18 protein-coding genes are annotated in these 17713 nt (G+C 58.7%); 9 read left to right on the top strand and 9 right to left on the bottom strand.

Annotated features, from left to right (window positions below; translation table 11 throughout):
• Positions 1 to 26: 26 nt before the first annotated feature.
• From B5F76_RS01620 to pdxS, 6 genes are all read right to left on the bottom strand, one after another.
• Positions 27 to 896: a DUF169 domain-containing protein gene (locus B5F76_RS01620; protein WP_342633799.1), complete on the bottom strand. Its 870-nt coding sequence runs from the start codon at positions 894 to 896 to the stop codon at positions 27 to 29.
• 48 nt (positions 897 to 944) lie between these two features.
• Complete coding sequence (locus B5F76_RS01615; protein WP_239406911.1) at positions 945 to 1439, bottom strand: YkgJ family cysteine cluster protein; 495 nt, start codon at positions 1437 to 1439, stop codon at positions 945 to 947.
• A 50-nt stretch (positions 1440 to 1489) separates the two neighbouring features.
• Entirely contained in the window at positions 1490 to 1912 is a 423-nt protein-coding gene (locus tag B5F76_RS01610; RefSeq protein ID WP_087349985.1) for a CoA-binding protein, read from the bottom strand.
• A 47-nt stretch (positions 1913 to 1959) separates the two neighbouring features.
• Positions 1960 to 2796, bottom strand: a complete 837-nt coding sequence (locus B5F76_RS01605; protein WP_239406910.1) for a hypothetical protein — start codon at positions 2794 to 2796, stop codon at positions 1960 to 1962.
• 261 nt (positions 2797 to 3057) lie between these two features.
• Positions 3058 to 3669: a pyridoxal 5'-phosphate synthase glutaminase subunit PdxT gene (pdxT, locus tag B5F76_RS01600; protein ID WP_087349983.1), complete on the bottom strand. Its 612-nt coding sequence runs from the start codon at positions 3667 to 3669 to the stop codon at positions 3058 to 3060.
• Positions 3669 to 4550 carry a pyridoxal 5'-phosphate synthase lyase subunit PdxS gene (gene pdxS, locus B5F76_RS01595; protein ID WP_087349981.1) on the bottom strand — a complete coding sequence of 294 codons (882 nt, stop codon included), beginning with the start codon at positions 4548 to 4550 and terminating at the stop codon, positions 3669 to 3671. Before pdxS ends, pdxT begins: the two co-directional genes overlap by 1 nt.
• Before the next feature lie 186 nt (positions 4551 to 4736).
• Between pdxS and B5F76_RS01590 the strand changes: the two genes are divergently transcribed.
• From B5F76_RS01590 to truA, 3 genes are all read left to right on the top strand, one after another.
• Positions 4737 to 6167 carry an aminotransferase-like domain-containing protein gene (locus B5F76_RS01590; RefSeq protein WP_087349978.1) on the top strand — a complete coding sequence of 477 codons (1431 nt, stop codon included), beginning with the start codon at positions 4737 to 4739 and terminating at the stop codon, positions 6165 to 6167.
• Positions 6168 to 6427: 260 nt separating this feature from the next.
• Positions 6428 to 7234 (top strand): bifunctional hydroxymethylpyrimidine kinase/phosphomethylpyrimidine kinase, encoded by an 807-nt coding sequence (gene thiD / locus B5F76_RS01585; protein ID WP_087349976.1) that lies wholly within the window; start codon positions 6428 to 6430, stop codon positions 7232 to 7234.
• 3 nt (positions 7235 to 7237) lie between these two features.
• A complete protein-coding gene (gene truA / locus B5F76_RS01580) occupies positions 7238 to 8029 on the top strand; it encodes a tRNA pseudouridine(38-40) synthase TruA (protein ID WP_087349974.1) in 792 nt (263 codons plus the stop codon).
• A 20-nt stretch (positions 8030 to 8049) separates the two neighbouring features.
• Here the strand turns inward: truA and B5F76_RS14725 are convergent, their stop codons facing one another.
• Complete coding sequence (locus B5F76_RS14725) at positions 8050 to 8790, bottom strand: hypothetical protein (protein WP_162608621.1); 741 nt, start codon at positions 8788 to 8790, stop codon at positions 8050 to 8052.
• A 188-nt stretch (positions 8791 to 8978) separates the two neighbouring features.
• On the opposite strand from B5F76_RS14725, the gene B5F76_RS14720 reads away from it, so the two are divergent.
• From B5F76_RS14720 to B5F76_RS01550, 6 genes are all read left to right on the top strand, one after another.
• Entirely contained in the window at positions 8979 to 10574 is a 1596-nt protein-coding gene (locus B5F76_RS14720) for an ASKHA domain-containing protein (protein ID WP_162608620.1), read from the top strand.
• A 154-nt stretch (positions 10575 to 10728) separates the two neighbouring features.
• Complete coding sequence (locus B5F76_RS01570) at positions 10729 to 12174, top strand: small ribosomal subunit Rsm22 family protein (protein ID WP_162608619.1); 1446 nt, start codon at positions 10729 to 10731, stop codon at positions 12172 to 12174.
• 145 nt (positions 12175 to 12319) lie between these two features.
• Positions 12320 to 13312, top strand: coding sequence for an AAA family ATPase (locus B5F76_RS01565; RefSeq protein ID WP_087349968.1), 993 nt, complete (start codon positions 12320 to 12322; stop codon positions 13310 to 13312).
• 10 nt (positions 13313 to 13322) lie between these two features.
• A complete protein-coding gene (locus B5F76_RS01560) occupies positions 13323 to 14723 on the top strand; it encodes a vWA domain-containing protein (RefSeq protein WP_087349966.1) in 1401 nt (466 codons plus the stop codon).
• A gap of 8 nt (positions 14724 to 14731) precedes the next feature.
• Positions 14732 to 15211, top strand: coding sequence for a hypothetical protein (locus tag B5F76_RS01555; protein ID WP_087349964.1), 480 nt, complete (start codon positions 14732 to 14734; stop codon positions 15209 to 15211).
• A gap of 191 nt (positions 15212 to 15402) precedes the next feature.
• Positions 15403 to 15906, top strand: a complete 504-nt coding sequence (locus B5F76_RS01550) for a metal-dependent hydrolase (RefSeq protein ID WP_087350265.1) — start codon at positions 15403 to 15405, stop codon at positions 15904 to 15906.
• A gap of 33 nt (positions 15907 to 15939) precedes the next feature.
• Here the strand turns inward: B5F76_RS01550 and rsmI are convergent, their stop codons facing one another.
• Both rsmI and B5F76_RS01540 read right to left on the bottom strand, forming a co-directional pair.
• Positions 15940 to 16818, bottom strand: coding sequence for a 16S rRNA (cytidine(1402)-2'-O)-methyltransferase (gene rsmI, locus B5F76_RS01545; RefSeq protein ID WP_087349962.1), 879 nt, complete (start codon positions 16816 to 16818; stop codon positions 15940 to 15942).
• Between the two features lie 15 nt (positions 16819 to 16833).
• Positions 16834 to 17631 (bottom strand): ribonuclease HII, encoded by a 798-nt coding sequence (locus B5F76_RS01540; protein ID WP_087350262.1) that lies wholly within the window; start codon positions 17629 to 17631, stop codon positions 16834 to 16836.
• Between the last annotated feature and the right edge of the window lie 82 nt (positions 17632 to 17713).

Here is a 17713-nt window from a genome sequence, read left to right as displayed (position 1 = left end):
TCGATATGTGCGTGAACTTTTTGTGCTTATGCCTTGTTGCAACCAGGGCACGCTTTTTCGCCCTTTTTGAAGACGATGAGCGGACAGTTCTTGCAGATGTCTGCACCGGGGAAGAAGTCCCCCGGGCGTACCACCGAGGACGAGCCGCTGGCTTCGATGCGTTCAAGAAGTCTGGCAACAAGGGCGCGCACGTATTTCCCTGGCACAAGGACGTTGGCTTCCCCGCGCTCGATCTTGCCGCTGTTGTAGGCTCCGGAGCAGGGGGTGGTGAAATTCATGAGTCCGGACTGCCAGCAGTGGACAGAGCCTCCGCAGGAAGAGGAGCTCATGAGGATTTGCGTGGGCAGGGGGTGAATGTCCGTGGCTGCCATGAAATCCACTGCCAGATGGTAGGCCTGCAAAGAATCCGTCAGCATGTGCACCACGTGGGGAAGGGTGCGACAGGATCCCAGGGGAGAGATGCCGATGGCCTTGAGGGTACCCGGCTCAATGCGCGGCTTGGAGGCGAGAAAGCGCCTGGCCTGGGCGGCGCTTCGGCAATACTTGAGCTGGGAGCGGATTTCGCCTTCGTCTATCTCCCGCCAGCCGAAGCTCACCTGGGCGTTGGTACAGAACAGTTTGTCGAGGGTGCCGAGAACGGTTTTGCCCTGCATGCGCGCGGCAACTTCCCACTGACAGAAGGTCATGGGCCTTGTGGGCTGAAGCCAGTCCGGGTGTTCCTGCCTGAATGCTTCTGTTTCCTCATCGGAAAAGAGAAAGGTGACCCCGACAGGATGGTGATAGAGCCGAAGCATCTCCATCAGCGTCCTTTCCATGAAGGCGCAGTCGTAGTCTGGCACAATGAGGGGCGTATCTTGCGTCTCGCAAGCTGTTTCGGCCTTTTCAGCAGCACACATTGATCGTTTTCTCCCTGACAGTTCTCCCTGACAACAAAGGGAGCGTTTTCAGTCGTCCAGAATGACAGCGCGACCTTCCTCGTCCCTGTTGTGGGCGAGAAGGCCGTGTTTGGCAAGATAGGCCCGGCCGGCCCTGGCAAATTCGGCATGGGTGCAGTTTTTGTCTATGCCAGGGCAGAAGTCTTTGGCCATCTCAAGGCTATCCGGATCGACGATGTTGCCGCGGAAAAAGGGCCAGGCACGGCAGACGTCGGGCTTTCCGGCATGGACAGTACACCCCTTGCCTTCTGCAAAAAAGATGCAAAAGCCGTCTTCCCCTGTGCGTATCTGCAGTTTGCCGCCCCGCATTTCCCCGTATTTTGCCGCAAACTCCTCGGCACTCATGTTCAGTGCGCAGGTTATGCGCAAAAGATCCTTGGGGCTGACCACAATGCCGCCTTCACCGCGACAGCATTGGCCGCACATCCTGCAGGTAAAGACAGATGTATCGTCTACAGGTGCGGCAATTTCCGGGTCCTTGGCTTGCATGCTTGTGCTTGTCATGACAAAAAATCCGTTTTGGGCAAAAAATGGGGCAGGAAATGTGAAGGCCTTCAGCTGGCAGATTGCAGAAGGCGCCTGTGCTCGACCATGATGCAGCGATCCTCCACCACGGCAATGCCCTTGTCCTGCAAAAGAGTCCGGGCTTCGGGTGAGGAAATGCCTTCCTGCATCCAGAAGCAGGAAGGCCTGTTTTTCATGGCCAGCACCTCTTGTGCGTGCCCGGGACAGTACTGGGGCGCGCGGAAGAGAACCACGATGTCGCAAGAGTCCACCATGGTGATGGAGGGGTAGACCTGTCTTTCCCAAACCTGCTTGCGCTTGGGGTGTACGGGAAGAACCCTGTATCCGGCCTCGATGAGGTAGCGTCCCACCCTGTCCACGTCCTGGCCTGGCACGTCCTTGGCGCCGATGATGGCTATGGTTTGGGCGGATCCGAGAAGCGCGCGCAAAGCGTCGTCAGTGGGCAAAAACATGCTTGTCTTCCTGTTTGGGGCCCATGCGGGCTTTCAGGGCGAGAAGGTTATTCGGCCTTTGTCTCTGCCTCTTGGGCAGACAGGGGCTTTTGTTCATCCGGCTTTGCCTGTTCCCGTGCTGCAGCCCGTATCCAGTAGGTGCCAAAGCCATCGTCCAGAAAACCGTCTTCCACGGACTTGTATCCGGAGGAGGCAAAGAGCTGTCTGTATTCGCTGCGCGTCCTGCGCCAGCCCCAGAACTGCTGCTTGCGTATGCCAAGGTAGTGCAGGATGCCGCGTATGCAGTTTTTGCAGAAGTTGACAAAGGCTGCCACAGGGCTTTCCTCCTCGAGGAGCGAGGCGGAAAGACAGAGGATCTCGCCGTTGGGCAGAAGCTGGTAGCGCAGACTGTCCAGGGTGTGAGAGAGCTGGGCCTGGGGAATGCCGTAGTCGACAGCCGAGAGATAGATCATGTCGTAGTAGATGTCGGGAGACAGGCAATCCGGCGGCTGCCCGATAAAAATGCGGTCTGCAGGGATAAGGCGGCGCAGCCACTTCATGCACACTGTGCTTGGCTCGTTTACATAGAGCTCTATGGAATCGCCCATCTCCTTTAAGAGCATGCGTTCCATGAAGCCTACGCCACTGCCTATGGAAAGGACGCGCAAAGGAGAGTCGTGCGTCTTTTCCTCCTGCATTTTCTTGAGCCGCGAGGCTATCCACAGGGCGTCCGCAGTCTTGTTCCTGCGCCAGACTTCGGGCAAGTCTTCCCAGGACTGGTATCTGCGAAAGAGCTCTTCGTAGAAAACGGAGTAGAACTTGGCGTCCGCAAGATGGAAGAAATGGGTGTGCGCAAAGGTCGTAAAGGGTATACCCTGCCAGCTTTCCTGATAGAAACGACGCACTTGCTGCCTCCTGAATGCCGTATGAACTGCGGTTCCTATAGCCCAGCTTGCCCGCTCCTGCAATGGACACAGGGCGGGAAAAAGGCAGGGCAGGGAAGGAGATGGGGTGCCTCACTGTTCCCTGCTCGTGTTCCAAGTCTAGCACAGGAAGAGGGCGGAAGGGAAAGGAAAAATGCCCCTGAAAGCGGAAGGGAGGCCAAAAGATGAAGGCCCCTTGTGCCTGAATGAAAGTGCATAAGGGGCCTTGTGTCGTAGTGCGCGTCAGACAGAGTGCATGGCAGCCTTGTGCTCTTGTGCCCTGCGCACAAGCCAGCCATGAAAGCGTGTGTCGCAGGAAAGTTCCGGATGGAAGGAAAGGGCGAGCATATTGTCCTGCCTGACTGCCACGGGATTGCCCTGCAGGCTTGCAAGGACGTTCACTTCGGGTCCACAGGATGCGACAACGGGTGCTCGTATGAACACAGCCTCGATCAAATCGTTTGCCTGCCGGGAAAACTCCCTGACATGAAGGCGAGTTGCAAAGCTTTCCTTCTGGCGGCCAAAGGCATTGCGCAGGACTGCAATATCCATGAGCCCAAGACGTGGCTGTTCGGAAAAGCCGGGCAGGTTTCTGGCCAGAAGTATCATACCGGCGCACGTGGCAAGCACCGGTATGCCCGAAGCGCACAATTGGGCAAGGGGATGAAGAAGGCCTTCTTCCAAAAGGAGTTTGCCCATGACAGTGCTCTCGCCGCCAGGAAGGACAATGCCCCGCAGACCCTCGAGATCGGAAGGGGTGCGGATTTCACAAACCTCTGTATCATATCCTGCAAGGGCCTGGACATGCTCGCGAAAGGCCCCCTGCAGGGCCAGCACGCCTATGCGAACAGCCATCAGACACCCCTCTCCTGCATGCGATCCATTTGGGAAAGCGAGGCAATGTCCAGGCCTGGCATGGCCTCGCCAAGGCCTGTGGAAACCTCCGCAAGAAGCCTGTAGTCCTGATAGTGGGAGACAGCAGCCACGATGGCACGGGCCCTGCGGGCAGGATCCGCGGATTTGAAGATGCCGGATCCCACAAAGACGCCGTCGCAGCCGAGCTCCATCATGAGGGCCGCGTCGGCAGGGGTGGCAATGCCGCCTGCCGCGAAGTTGACGACGGGAAGGCGCCCGAGCTTGCGTGTCTCAAGGACAAGTTCGAGGGGAGCTGCGTGCTCTCTGGCAAAGGAAGGAACCTCTTCTGCGGGAAGGGCGCACAGTGCCCCGATTTCACCCAGAAGAAGACGGCAGTGGCGTACTGCCTCGACCACATTTCCTGTTCCTGGCTCGCCCTTGGTGCGGATCATGCAGGCTCCCTCGGCAATGCGGCGCAAGGCTTCGCCGAGATTGCGCGCGCCACAGACAAAGGGCACATTGAAGGCCGTCTTGTCGATATGGAAGCGATCGTCGGCTGGTGTGAGGACCTCGCTTTCGTCGATGTAGTCTACGCCAAGGCTTTCCAGGATGCGGGCCTCCGTGATGTGCCCTATGCGTGCCTTGGCCATGACGGGAATGCTCACGGCCTTCATGATGGCCGTCACGACAGCGGGATCGGCCATGCGGGCAACGCCTCCGGCTGCGCGGATGTCGGCAGGGACCCTTTCCAGGGCCATGACAGCGCATGCGCCTGCTTCCTGGGCTATGACAGCCTGTTCCGGGGTGGTCACATCCATGATGACACCGCCCTTGAGCATCTGGGCAAGGCCTGACTTGATCGCAAATGTTCCTGTTTCCATAGCATCCTCCTTTTTTTGTGATGCACTTTAAGGTGCCGATGGAGAGGAATAACGTCTCCGAACCCCTTTCCCCAGGGGTTGGGCCAGTGTATGTGACAATATTCTTCGCAAGGGATACAATTTGCTTTGTCAGGGCGACAAAATGTCTGCCCTGCCACCAGAGCAAGGGGACGCGGGAGGAAGGACATGAATTTCAGGCAACTGCAAGATCTCTACGAGGATCATCTGCGCGACAGGACGCGCATGACGCGCTGGGAAGCCCTGGCGCAGGCAATAGCGGACATGATACGCACGGGTGCTTTGGCTCCGGGGGAGCGCCTTCCCACCCACAGGGAACTGGCAGGATTTTTGGGGGTGACAGTGGGCACTGTGTCCAGAGCCTATGCAAGGACTGCGCAGCTGAATCTGAGCCAGGGGATTGTGGGGCGGGGTACATTTGTGGTGCGCCCGGTGCAGGAGGTTGATGTCTATGCGCAAAGGCCACTGCCAAGGGCCTGTTCAGACACAAGCCTATGCGAGCAGGGAAAGCCCTTTGGCCCGGGAAAGCCTCTGGACATGGGCTTTATCACGCCTTTCGAGCATCTGAACCCTTCCCTTTTGGAGGGACTTTCTGTGCTGCAGGGGCGGGGAGGCCTTGACGAGCTTGGCGGCTACCAGCCCCCGCAGGGGCGGGCAGGCCACAGGGAGGCCGGTGCCCTGTGGGCCGCACGTTTCGGCCTGCCGGTTTCGCCAGACAATGTCCTTGTCTGCGCAGGCGCTCAGCACGCCCTGCTCACTGTCCTTGCCTCCCTCTTCAATCCGGGGGACCGCATAGCTGCGGAACAGCTGAGCTATCCCCTGCTCAGACATCTGGCGCAGAGGCTGCGCCTGCAAATTGTCCCCATACGCATGGACAAAAACGGCATTATTCCCTCGGCATTCGAGACTGCCTGCAGGACAAGGGCCATCAGGGGAGTGTATCTCATGCCGTCGTGCCACAATCCGACTCTTTCCCTGATTCCGGAATTTCGGCGCAGGGAGATAGTGGCCATCTGCCGCAGATATGATGTTTGCATCATAGAGGATGACGTGTATGCCCTCTCCCTTGAGCAGCATCTTCCGCCGCTCTCCCGCCTTGCTCCCGAGCGCAGCTGCTTCATTGCCTCGACAAGCGAGGCTTTGGGGGCTGGGCTCCGCATAGCCTATCTCTGTGCTCCGACGCATTTTGTGCAGGCCCTTGAGCACACCATATCCTACACGGTTTCCATGGCGCCGCCGCTCATGGCCGAGCTTGCAGCACTCTGGATTGGGGACGGCACAGCGGACAGTGTCCTTGTTGCCAAGCGCAAGGCTGCACACAAGGCCAATGAGCTTGCGCGAAGCAAACTTGACGGCTTCGAGCTCGTTACCAGAACTACCGGCTTTTTTTGCTGGCTCAAGCTGCCGGGTGGACCAGAGGAGGCCACGGCCTTTGCACAGGCGGCAACAAGGCAGGGGATCATCGTGGCCGACGTGTCCTATTTTGCAGTTGGAGGCCAAGCAGAGAGTGCTGGTGTGCGCCTGGCCCTGGGCCTCAGGGATCAGGATATTCTTTCAGGGGCTTTGGAGTGCCTCGCCCGGATCCTGCAAAGGGGATAGTGTCTAAATTGAGAAGTCCGTCTACTTATATATTGCTGAAATCATTGAATTTCATCACCAAAGTAGCAGGGCGAATTTTTGCAATTAGACAATAGTTTTTTGCCTCGCGTTCCTGCCTTGACGGCCAGGCGCACAAAAGGCAGATTTCGGGGCATGCGGCTTTTGCCCCTTTGGGGAAGCCAGAGCGATACGGCAAAACAAAAAAACGTTCCGGGTTGAGGGGCTTTGCCCGGACAATTGCAGAGAGTGAGGAACACATCATGGCAATAGCCAACATCCTGACCATAGCGGGCTCAGACAGCGGTGGCGGAGCGGGCATACAGGCGGACCTGAAGACCATCATGGCCATGGGCTGCTATGGCATGAGCGCCATAACGGCGCTGACTGCGCAAAACGGCCTTGGCGTCAATGGCATCTTCCCTGCCTCTGCCGAGTTTATGGATGTACAGCTCAAGACCATCTTTGAGGGCTTTCCCGTCCATGCGGCCAAGACGGGCATGCTTTTCAACGCGGAACTCATTCACACAGTGGCAGAGAATCTGGCGCACAAGGATTTTCCCCTGGTCGTCGATCCCGTATCGGTGAGCCAGAGCGGAAGCAGGCTTTTGCAGGAAGACGCTGTGGAGGCCCTTGTGAGCGAACTTGTGCCGCTTGCGGATCTGCTCACCCCCAATATCCCAGAGGCTGAGATGCTCTCCGGCATGAAGATCTGCGATCAGGAAACCCAGGCGCAGGCAGGGCAGAGGATATTGTCCCTGGGACCAAGGGCAGTCCTTGTGAAGGGCGGACACATGGAGCACGCGGATGTGGTCCTGGACATACTGTGCCTGCCGGACGATACCCTGGTGTTCCTGACCCAGAAGGCCATAGACACAAACAACAACCACGGAACAGGCTGCACGCTCTCCGCTGCCATTGCCTCGGGCCTTGGCAAGGGCGAGGATATGGTTCAAGCCATACGCAACGCCCAGGCCTATCTGAACAGGGCCCTGACCATGAGCTATGCCCCGGGCCTTGGCTGCGGTCCGGTCAATCACGCGGCAGGCCTTGTGTCTGTCCTGGACTAGCCCATGCGTTTAAGGCTTGTGATAGCCTATGTGGGCACAGGCTACATGGGCTGGCAGGTTCAGGCCCAGCACCTTGCCATGCAGACCATACAGGGGCAGCTGGAGCATGCCCTGCAGCTTCTTGCCGGGCAGGAGGTGCGCGTGCACGGTTCGGGCAGGACGGACAGCGGCGTGCATGCGGAGAGGCAGGTTGCGCACTGCGATTTTCCCGAGGATCGCTATGCCAGGCTCAAGGATATGCGCAATTCCCTAAACGCCCTGCTTCCCTGTGACATACGTGTCTTTGCGGTTCAGCCCTGTGAAAGGAATTTCCATGCCCGCTTTGACGCCCACAACAAGACCTACCGCTACCGCTTCTGGCAAGAGCGGGGCTTTGTACCACCAGCACTCAAACCCTATGTCTGGTGCTGCGGGCCTTTGGACGTGGCAGTCGTGCGGGAGGCCCTTCCCCACCTTCTCGGGGAACACGACTTTGCCTGTCTGGCAAACGCGGGCACAACTGGTCGGGAAAGCACTGTACGCACCCTGTACGCGCTTGAGCTCAATGAAAATACCGTGTGGGAAGGCTGCGCCCCAATGCTCGAACTCTTTGTCACCGGTTCCGGCTTTCTGAAACAGATGGTGCGCAACATGGCAGGCCTTTTGGCGGAAATAGGCAGGGGCAAGGTGGGTTCTTCCGATGTCCCGCGCATTCTTGAAAGCCGTTCAAGAACTGCATTGCCGGCACCCACGGCTCCGGCCTCGGGACTTACGCTCATGTGCGTCGAATACGGCAAGGGGCACGGGAAAGCCTGAAACGCCCCCTTTTGTTTTGCTCACCCCTCTTTTGCAAAAAGTTCCAGGGGGAGCAGCAGGAGGCACTCTCCGGCAAGGCCGTCAATGGCCAGGGAAAGGCGCAGGGCGTAGACCCGGATGTTGCGGACTGTCAAAAAAATGTCGTCTGCGTACCAGACGATGCGTGACATCTTGCAGGGCGGCAGGGCAAAGGCCCTTTCGATCATCTGGGGAAGACCGTCAAGGCAGCGACGCACCAGTTCCTTGTCAAAATAGCTTAAGGTCCCCCGCGGCTGAAGGCTCATGTGCCCGGCCCCAAGGCTTGCGTCCGCCAGAGCCTGGGTTGTCAGGGGATTGCAGGCAAAGACAATGTCGCTTTTGCCTGCGGCAAGGAGAGCAAAAAAGGCAGGGTTTGCCGACCGTTCCGCAAGGTCTTCGGGAAAGCCGACTGCAAGGGAAAGGGGGCGTGCGCGCATGTGGGCCCTTGTGGCAGACCCCAGTTCCTCCTCGAGAAGGCTCGCAAGGAATTCGGCCCTGGCCCAGAGGACCGGGTTTGCATCTGCCACATCGTCTTCTTCCAGCGTCCGGGGCTGCCAGGCGTTTTTTTCGCATTGCGGACTGTGTTCAGCTTCACCTTGTGTCTGGCCGTCGTTCTCTTCGTCTTCGTCTTCATCCTCAAAGCTTTCCCCATGTGTGGACAGGTCTTGAGACTCCCCGTCGGTCAGGGGAGAGAGGAGGAATTCCAGTTCTTCCTTGCTTAGGACATCCTGTGCCTTGTCCATGGTGTTTTCCGGAATGGCAAAGAGCGAAAAAGAGGGGAGCAGTGCTGCACGTTATGCGCAAAGCTTTGGGAAAGGGCTGCCCTTGGGAGGCGAACCAAATCGGGCCAGAAAGGCGCTTGAGGGCGCATCAATATCTATGCAAGAGTCTTGCCATTGGCAACAGGAACAGTACGAGGGGTGGATACACGTTGCGCATACGCATCATACGCGAGGGACAGTCCGAAACGACTGTGGAATACGACGGCAAGGGGCCGCTTTCAAAGGCAATCTGGCTTTCGGGCAAGCTTGAGCCCATTCCCCTGTGCGCCGGCATCGGGCGCTGCGGCAAGTGCCGGGTGCGCTTTGTCTCGACTCCGCCCGTGGCTCTGGAAGAGGAAGTGGAGCGCCTTGGCAAGGAGGCCGTGGACGCGGGATGGCGTCTTGCCTGCCGCTGTCAGATACCTGACAGCGAGGAAGTGCTGCTGGAAGTTCCGGGCCTGGCAAGGGCTCCTCTAAAGGAGAATGCGCAGGGAAAGCATCGGGGAGAGCCGCAGGGATCGTGCGTGTGGGGCTTTGATCTCGGCACGACCTCCATTGCCTGGAGGGCTCTTGATGCCACAAACGGCGAAATCCTGAGCGAGGGGCAGGCCCTGAATCCGCAGGCCGGAGCGGGCGCGGACGTCGTTTCCCGTATTGCCATGGCACAGGATCCGCAGGGGAAGGCCCTTCTTTCACAGCTTGTGCGCACCTTTTTGCGTGCAAGGATGGACGAGGTGGGCCTGTCTCCCTCAAGAGTGGTGGTAGCAGCAAACACGGCCATGAGCGCCATTCTTTTGCAGGCGGATGTTTCGGGCTTGGCTCACGCACCCTACAGCACCTCCATACACGGACACGAGAGCTGCCGGATTGTGGACCTTGGAGAAGTGTACATTCCGCCCCTGCCGGCACCCTTTGTGGGAGGCGACATCACGGCAGGACTTGCCTTTCTTGGGCATGCCGGGGCAAGGCCGCCCTATCTGCTTGCGGATCTCGGCACCAATGGCGAGATTGCCCTTGTCTGCGAAAGGGATTTGTATCTCACAAGCGTCCCCCTGGGACCGGCTCTTGAGGGCATAGGCCTTGAGTGCGGTGCCCTGGCAGGAGATGACGTTGTCACAAACGTGACAGCAGGACCTGCAGGACTTGTCGCGAAAACGGCAGACGGCAGGCTTGTCACAGGAGACGCCCCCTGCAGAGGCATTTCGGCCACAGGCTATCTTTCGCTCATGGACCTTTTGCGCAGAATGGGGATAATGGACGAGGCGGGGCATATCCTGCGCGATCCGCACGGGTGCGCCATGCCCCTGGCAAGACGTATTGCCGGACTTTGGGACTGGAATGGAAGTGTTCCGCGCCTTGTCCTTTTGCCGAATCTCTGGATGTCCTCCGCGGACGTGGAGGAAATTTTGAAGGTGAAGGCAGCGTTCGCTGTTGCTGTGGAAAGCCTCCTTGCAAAAGCCTGCCTTCGCCCTGGCTCCCTCAATGCCATATGCGTGGCCGGGGCCCTTGGCAGGCATGTGGATGCCGGGATACTGGAAAATCTCGGCTTTGTGCCCAGAGGATGCGGGCGTATGGTCAGGGCTGTGGGCAATGCGTCCCTTGAAGGGGCCTGCCTGCTTGCCAGGGAGCCCAAATACAGGGAAGAGCTTGCCGCTTTGTGCGCCAGGGCCTGTGTCCTTGCGCCGGCAGAGGAGAAGGACTTTCACACACGCTATGTCGGGGCCATGAATTTTGCGCCCTGGGGGGAGTATGCAGGAAAAATCTAGCGTCAATCGGGATCGGAAGAATCGGGACCGGAAGGACAGGGGAAATTCGCAAGAGCGTGGCTTTGGGAAGAAGGGCGAAAGGCGCACCGAAAGGGGTGCGCCCGCAGGAAGATTTGCCGGGGGTCGGTCGCAGAATGGTGCGGGAGTCCGCAAGTTGCATGGGGAAGAGGCAAGGCGTTTTGTCCCTGGGTCCGGAAAAATCCGGACTGGCGGAGCAGGGGAAGCCTCCGGGCACGTTGTGCGCCTGGACGACCTCTTTCCGCTCACTGCAGTTCGCGAGGAAAACTTTGCCCTTCTGCACACGGCCCTGAATGCCGTGCTGCCCCTCAAAAAGGCGCACAGGGAGGAACTGCCACGCAATATCATTGCACTCTCGCGCCTTTTGACAGTGAACAGGGCAGACCTGCGCAGTCCCTACTGGGCAAAGCCTGCGCTCACCAGCGCCTATGTGCACTATTTTCTGCCCTGGAATGTCTACCGTCTGTCGCGTCTGCTCGCAGGCCTGCAGTTGCCAGAGCCTTGTGACGGGCATTTTGTGCTCGATGTGGGCTCAGGGCCCCTGACCATGCCCCTGGCCCTGTGGCTTGCCAATCCTGCATGGAGGAAGAAAAGGCTGCAGCTTGTGGCTTGCGACTGTGCTGGCCATCCCCTCCATATTGGCAGGGATCTGCTTGTGCGCCTGGCCCGTGAAGAAGGCGTTGAGCCGTGGGATATTCACCTTGTCCAGGCCCCGATCCTGCAGGCCTTGCGCTCCTGTCAGCCCATGCTGAAAAAGGGGCAAAAGCCCCTGCTTGTCACTGCAGCCAATGTTCTGAACGAGCTTCCCTTCCCGAAAAGGGCGCGCTTTGAGGACGAGGAGGAGAGCGAGGAGGATTTGTACTACTCCCGCTTTGAAGATGTCGTCTCCTCGGTAGGCTACCTTTTGCGCAAGGGGCCGGACAATGCCAGGGCGCTCTTTGTGGAGCCTGGTACCCGCCTTGGCGGGCTTACGCTCATGCGCTTGCGCAGCATGATTCTTGAGCAGGGTCTTGAGGTCCATGGTCCCTGTCCCCATCAGGATCCTTGCCCGCTCTTGCAGGAAATGGATTTTGCAAGCGAAACCTCGCGCATAGCTGGCAAGACATGGTGCCACGCAACCTTTGCGCCACAAGGTGCGCCGGACTGGCTGGAAGGCCTGACGGCCGAGACGGGCTTTGCCAGGGAAAGCCTTTCCCTGTCCTGGCTTGAAGTCGGCAGGGAGCAGGAAGCACCCGAGCATGCCGGGCAGGCAGAGAAGGGAGGGGAAAAGACAGAACAGGGACGCTCGCGCTCTGCCATCGAGGCGCGTGTCATCTCCAATGCCTTCTCTGTTCCGGACCTTGGCAGATGCCGCTACGCCTGCTCGCAGCTGGGACTTTTGCTGCTGGCCGGAGCGGAAGATATCCCCGACGGGGCCTCCCTGACTCTTGACGTGAACGATATCGGGGCAGCCAGGAAGGACAGGCGCAGTGGCGCCCGCATCTTGAGGCTTGTGTCCTGCTCTCGGGCCTTGGCGGACAGGGAACGGCCAGACAGAAGAAAGAGCGACAGGATGCCAGCAAGAAACGAAAGAAGACGCTGACCATTTGGGGGCTGCGGTCGGATAGCCGATTGCGCCCCCATACTTTTTTATTCGAATACGATATTGACTTTCAATTTCTTTTTGAGCACCATTTTTCCTCACGCTGTCCCTCAAGGCAGAAATCTCAAATTCCCGCGGAGGCAATATGGGGCCCAAACAGATCGTATCGGCACTGCACACGCTCATTTCCATCAAACAGCCAGTCTTTCTCTGGGGTGCTCCGGGCGTGGGCAAGAGTCAGGTCGTTGCCAGGGTAGCAAGGGATCTTGGCCTTGCGCTTCGCGACATACGTGCTGTCCTGCTCGATCCCGTGGACTTGCGCGGTCTTCCCCGCATTTCGACTTCCGGAACTGCCGTATGGTGTCCCCCGTCCTTTTTGCCGGCTGAAGGAGACGAGAAGAGGGGCATTCTCTTTCTCGACGAACTCAACACGGCTCCTCCCCTTGTACAGGCTGCCTGCTACCAGCTCATCCTGGACAGGGTTATTGGCGAATACCACCTTCCGGACGGCTGGACCATTGTGGCTGCAGGCAACAGGGAACGAGACAGGTCCGTGACACATCGCATGCCTACTGCGCTTGCCAACCGCATGGTCCATCTGGATTTTGACGCTTTGCTCGACGACTGGCTCGACTGGGCCAGGGAAAGCGGCATACGGGCTGAAGTGCGGGCCTTTTTGCGTTTCAGACCAAAATTTCTGCACAATCTTGAGCCAGACCTTGCAGAAAAGGCCTTTCCCTCACCCAGATCCTGGGAATTTGTCTCCCGCATTCTCGATGCCGGGCCGGAAAGCGACGTGGCCTATGAGCTTTTCAGGGGAACAGTGGGCAAGGCTGCGGCAGCGGAATTTGCCGGATTCATGGACGTGTGGCAACAGTTGCCGGATGTGGACGAAGTGCTTGCCAATCCTGGCAGTGCAAGGGTTCCCGAGGAACCGGCAGCCATGTACGCCTTGAGCTCAGCTTTGGGCCTTGCAGCAGACGAGGACAATATGGACGCCATTGCCTTGTATGCCATGCGCATCCAGCCGGAGTTCGGCGTCCTTGTCATGCGCGAGGCCGTAGCCTGCAATCCCTGTCTTGTCAGGACAAGAGCCTTTGCCCGCTGGGCCGAGGACAACGCCGAAGTCCTTTTGTAGGTGACAGAACATGTTTGCGGCAAAAAAAGGAGGCGAAGGCCAGGGCGCCGAATGTGCGAGGGAAGCCATGGCTATCATGCGGCGGGTTCGGGCGCGCCTTGTGACAGAGCACCCCTTTTTCGGGGACATAGCGCTGCATCTTGAGCTCAAGGCGGATCCGGCCTGCAGGGACATGTGGACCGACGGCCGCACCCTTGGCTTCAACCCACTCTACGCCACCACCATCCGCGAGGAAAAGCTTGCTGGCGCCCAGGCACACGAGGTGCTTCACCTGGCCTTCGGGCATCATGTGCGCAGGAAGAAGAGGGAGAAAAGGCTGTGGAACAGGGCCTGTGATCTGGCTATCAACTCCGTCCTGCTCAAGGCAGGCTTCAGTCTTCCGGACGGTTTTTTGTTTGACGCGGATTTCGCTGGCAAGAGCGCTGACGAGATCTACGACATTCTCGTGGCTCGCAGCATGGAAAGCCGGAAGGAGGGAAGCGCAGCTTCAGGAAGGAATGAGGCCCCAAACGGGGAACAGAATCAGGATGGTCCTGCCGGCAGGGGAAAGGACGGGCTTGGCTCAAGTTCGCTCAATAACGGGGACGGTGAGGAAAGGAGCGAGGACGGGCAGCGTGTCCGTCAGGAGGGGCGGGGAGTTGTTCCCGTTGCCGGAAAAGCCAGCCGTGGCAAGTCTGCGCAAGGCAAGACCGGGCGCTTTGACGGTGAGGTGCGGGATTTTCCGGAAAGCGAGACAGATGGCAGGGGCAGTGGAGACAACGGGAACAAGGCACAGCGCGAGGCAGACATTCTCTTTTCCCGGGCAGTGAACAGGGCAAGACACATGGGAAGCCTGCCAGCCGGAATCGAGCGCGAGGTTGAGCGCGTGGCCCCGGCAGCTCTGGACTGGAGGGAGATTTTGCTGCGCTTTCTGTCCACCTGCGCGGACAGCGACTACACATGGACAGTCCCCAACAGGCGCTATGTCTTCCAGGACATCTACATGCCCTCGCGCTGGGAACAGCGCCTTGAGCACGTCGTGGTGGCAGTGGATACATCCGGCTCCGTAGACAGGGCGACACTTGCGCTCTTCATGGGAGAAGTTGCGACTGTGCTGGAATTTTTCGACACAAGGCTCACTGTTCTCTTCCACGACACGAAGGTGCAGGGCGTCTCCTCACTTGCCCGCGGCGATCTGCCGGATCTCCTTGTGCCTGTGGGAGGCGGGGGCACAGACTTTCGGTCAATACCAAAAAAAATCAGTGACGAGGGCATACATCCGGCCTGCCTTGTCTGGTTTACGGATCTTGAGTGCAACCGCTTTCCGGAAGACCCCGGCTACCCTGTGCTCTGGGTGACGCCGGAAAGGAGCGGTGAGAAACCGCCCTTTGGCACAGTGGTCTTCATGCGCGAAAGCCGAACGCAGCTGTAGGAGAGAAGATGTATATCGAATGGAATATCACGAAGGAACGCGGCAATCTGCGGCCTGTTCTGCAGTACAGGGTCCGCCTCGAAGATCACGAAAAGGCTCTGGCCCTGCCCGGGGTGAGCATTGAGTCCACCATTCCGAAGCCGGACGAGGAGCACATGAAATACTGCTATCCCGGCGTCATGGAGCGGGCCGATGGCTGGCAGGCGCATGGCTTCCATACCCTCGAAGCGCCGTCGCATGTGGGGCATCCCATGCTGCATACCCTGACGCTTCCCTGGCGCAGCGACAACGACTACCCCGAGGTGCAAGCCTCGTTTGACAGGCTGCGCGAAGCTCTGGAAAGGGAGATAGAGAGGGCAAGCAAGAGCGAGCCCATGGACGAGAAGGGGAGTGTGCGGGCATCGATGCGTGCAAAGAAGCTCCTTGCGCCGGACGTGGCTGCAGTCCGTTTCCTGCGCCTTGCGCGCGAGCAGCAAAAAAGCGCCTGAGCAGCGCGACTTTCCTGACCCGCATAGGTTCCCTGCGGTGCAAAGCGCGCAATTTTCGAGCTCTCCGCTTGCAAGTCCCTGCATGTACGGTATACAAGAGCGTCTTGCTGCCTTTTGGCGACACATACCAGGCATGGGGTTCTGCGACTCTTGTGCCGGAATTTTTTCAAGACAACGACTGTGAAGGACACATGCGCTGGATTACACATCAGGTAGGAGCTCTGGGCACGGCCTTGTGGCTGCAGCTGCCATTGGCTGGCGTTGCGGCAGCCTGGGTGGGCGGCATTTTGCCAGACGTCATGGATCAGAAAATGGCCGGACTCTCCCGCAACAGGCAAAGGGCTTTCAACCGCATACACAGGGGCTTTACCCACTGGCCAGGACTGTGGCTCGGGCTTGTCATTCTGGCAGTGGTCTTTGTGCCGCACGAAAGCGTGCGACTCCTTCGGCCTGTCTGCGTAGGCCTTGCCGTAGGCGGGCTCTCCCACGTCATACTGGATATGCTGACCCCACAGGGAGTTCCTTTTTTGCCCTTCAGCCGCAAGAACCGCTTTTCCCTGAAGCTGTGCAAGACCGGCGGCATTGGCGAATATCTCTTTCTGGCAGCCATGCTGGCAGGCATGGCATTCTTCCTGCGCGACGACATTGTGCGCCAGGCGCAAGGCCTTTTGCCAGCCCTCTTTGGCAGGGTCTGATCGCAGGGGCGAAAGTCTGGTAGCTGCCCAGGATTAGCCTGCATCCTTTTCCTTGAGGAGCAGATCGTAGATATCCTTTGCACTCCAGCCCTGCACCAGTTCCTGCACCATCTTGGCTGCCTGCCTGGGCTTGGCCTCCCTGGCCCTTTCCCTGACAAGGGCCAGCACCTCTTTTTCGGGCGTGACCTGTCTTTCCAGGGCAGGCCCCAGGATGACCGTGACCTCTCCCAAAAGGTCTCTAGGATACTCCTTTGTGGCCCCCAGTCTGAAAAAACAGAATTCCTCGTGGATCTTGGTGAGCTCGCGGCAGACTGCGACCTCGCGCGCGCCAAGGATTTCGTGCGCGTCTGCAAGGCTTGCTTCGAGCCTGTCCTTGCGCTCGAAGAAAACAAGAGTCGTGGGCACAGTGGCAAAGGAAGAAAAAAGCCGCACCCGTCCAGCCCTGTCTCTGGGAAGAAAGCCCAAAAAGGTGTAGGGCAAGGGTGCTATGCCGGCAGCGCTCAAGGCCGTGACAGGAGCCGAGGGGCCCGGGATGGGGTGTACTGCAATGCCTGCCTTTCTGCAGGAGCGGACGAGGCGAAATCCGGGATCCGCCACAAGCGGGGTGCCCGCGTCCGAGACAAGGGCAACGGATGCGCCCCCTTTAAGCAGGGCCAGCACTTCGGGCTCCTTTTCCTCCTCGTTGTGATCGTGAAAGCTCATGACCCTTTTGACATGGAGGTCCAGCTCCCTTGCGAGGGCAAGGAGTCTGCGGGTGTCTTCGGCAAGGACTAGATCGCAGCCTTCCACAATGCGCCTCGCCCTGGGGGAAAAGTCCTCCCTGTTGCCAATGGGCGTAGCAACAATGAAAAGCCTGCCAGAATCGCTGGGGAAATCGGGCAGGGAGTCCTGTATGGCAGAGTTGGTGGGCATGAGTTGCTCCCGTAATCAGGAAGATTTTGTTCGCGAAACACCCTTCGGAACACCCTTGAAGGAGAGCCTATGCAAGGGACAGGGGCCGAGCTCCTGCAGGGCCTTCAGGTGTTCCTTTGTCCCATAGCCCTTGTGGGCAGCAAAGCCGTATCCAGGGTATGCGCGGTCCATTTCGTCCATGAAGGCATCCCTGTAAACCTTGGCCACAATGGAGGCAGCGGAAATGGCAGGCACAAGGGCGTCTCCCCCGATGACGGCTCTCTGCCTGAAAGGCGGCCTCATGGCAAGGGCTGTCTCGATCCTTATCCTTTCCTCCTTGTCTTTTGCGAGATTTTCGGCAGCAAGTTTTTGGGAAAGGACGCGTGCCAGAACGTCTGCGGGAATGGTCTTGTTTCCGTCCACAAAAAGGCGGGAGGGCATGACATGAAGAAAGCTCTTGAGGGAAGGGACATCCTGGTTCTGCTTTTCGAGCATTTTGAGGCCCATGTCGACCAGGGCCAGGGACATGGCCTCGAAGGTGGCCTGCAGGATGTTGATCTCATCAATGCGCGCAGCATCGACAACGCCAATCCCCAGGAGCAGCGCCTGTGATCTTATGGCAGGATCGAGCGCTTCCCTCTGCTCCCTTGAGAGCTTTTTGGAGTCTGCAAGGCCGGGCAGATCGAATTTTTTGGGCAAGAGAACTGCGCAGGCAACCACAGGACCTGCAAGGCATCCCCTGCCCACCTCGTCGATTCCGGCTGCACCCTCGCAGGAGAGTGTCTGGGCCTCCAGCCCCGGAAGAAGCGCTGCATTCTGCTTTTTGTATGCCATGGCAAAAAAGGGGCAGGGTCTTGGCCTGCCCGAAAAAAGGGTAAAAAAATAAGCCAGTCTCACGTCTGAAACCGGCTTACTC

It is taken from the genome of Desulfovibrio sp. An276 (genome assembly GCF_002159665.1).
Taxonomy (GTDB): domain Bacteria; phylum Desulfobacterota; class Desulfovibrionia; order Desulfovibrionales; family Desulfovibrionaceae; genus Desulfovibrio; species Desulfovibrio faecigallinarum.
The sequence above is the reverse complement of the archived record's forward strand: the minus strand, read 5'-3'. Positions and strand labels throughout refer to the sequence as shown.

Bases quoted from the DNA above. Each gene is read 5' to 3' on its own strand.
- B5F76_RS01565 (WP_087349968.1), top strand. From the start codon at position 12,320: ATGGGGCCCAAACAGATCGTATCGGCACTGCACACGCTCATTTCCATC.
- B5F76_RS01560 (WP_087349966.1), top strand. From the start codon at position 13,323: ATGTTTGCGGCAAAAAAAGGAGGCGAAGGCCAGGGCGCCGAATGTGCG.
- B5F76_RS01620 (WP_342633799.1), bottom strand. From the start codon at position 896: ATGTGTGCTGCTGAAAAGGCCGAAACAGCTTGCGAGACGCAAGATACG.
- pdxT (WP_087349983.1), bottom strand. From the start codon at position 3,669: ATGGCTGTTCGCATAGGCGTGCTGGCCCTGCAGGGGGCCTTTCGCGAG.
- B5F76_RS01590 (WP_087349978.1), top strand. From the start codon at position 4,737: ATGAATTTCAGGCAACTGCAAGATCTCTACGAGGATCATCTGCGCGAC.
- B5F76_RS01555 (WP_087349964.1), top strand. From the start codon at position 14,732: ATGTATATCGAATGGAATATCACGAAGGAACGCGGCAATCTGCGGCCT.
- B5F76_RS01610 (WP_087349985.1), bottom strand. From the start codon at position 1,912: ATGTTTTTGCCCACTGACGACGCTTTGCGCGCGCTTCTCGGATCCGCC.
- thiD (WP_087349976.1), top strand. From the start codon at position 6,428: ATGGCAATAGCCAACATCCTGACCATAGCGGGCTCAGACAGCGGTGGC.
- B5F76_RS01615 (WP_239406911.1), bottom strand. From the start codon at position 1,439: ATGACAAGCACAAGCATGCAAGCCAAGGACCCGGAAATTGCCGCACCT.
- pdxS (WP_087349981.1), bottom strand. From the start codon at position 4,550: ATGGAAACAGGAACATTTGCGATCAAGTCAGGCCTTGCCCAGATGCTC.
- B5F76_RS14725 (WP_162608621.1), bottom strand. From the start codon at position 8,790: ATGGACAAGGCACAGGATGTCCTAAGCAAGGAAGAACTGGAATTCCTC.
- B5F76_RS01540 (WP_087350262.1), bottom strand. From the start codon at position 17,631: ATGGCATACAAAAAGCAGAATGCAGCGCTTCTTCCGGGGCTGGAGGCC.
- truA (WP_087349974.1), top strand. From the start codon at position 7,238: ATGCGTTTAAGGCTTGTGATAGCCTATGTGGGCACAGGCTACATGGGC.
- rsmI (WP_087349962.1), bottom strand. From the start codon at position 16,818: ATGCCCACCAACTCTGCCATACAGGACTCCCTGCCCGATTTCCCCAGC.
- B5F76_RS01550 (WP_087350265.1), top strand. From the start codon at position 15,403: ATGCGCTGGATTACACATCAGGTAGGAGCTCTGGGCACGGCCTTGTGG.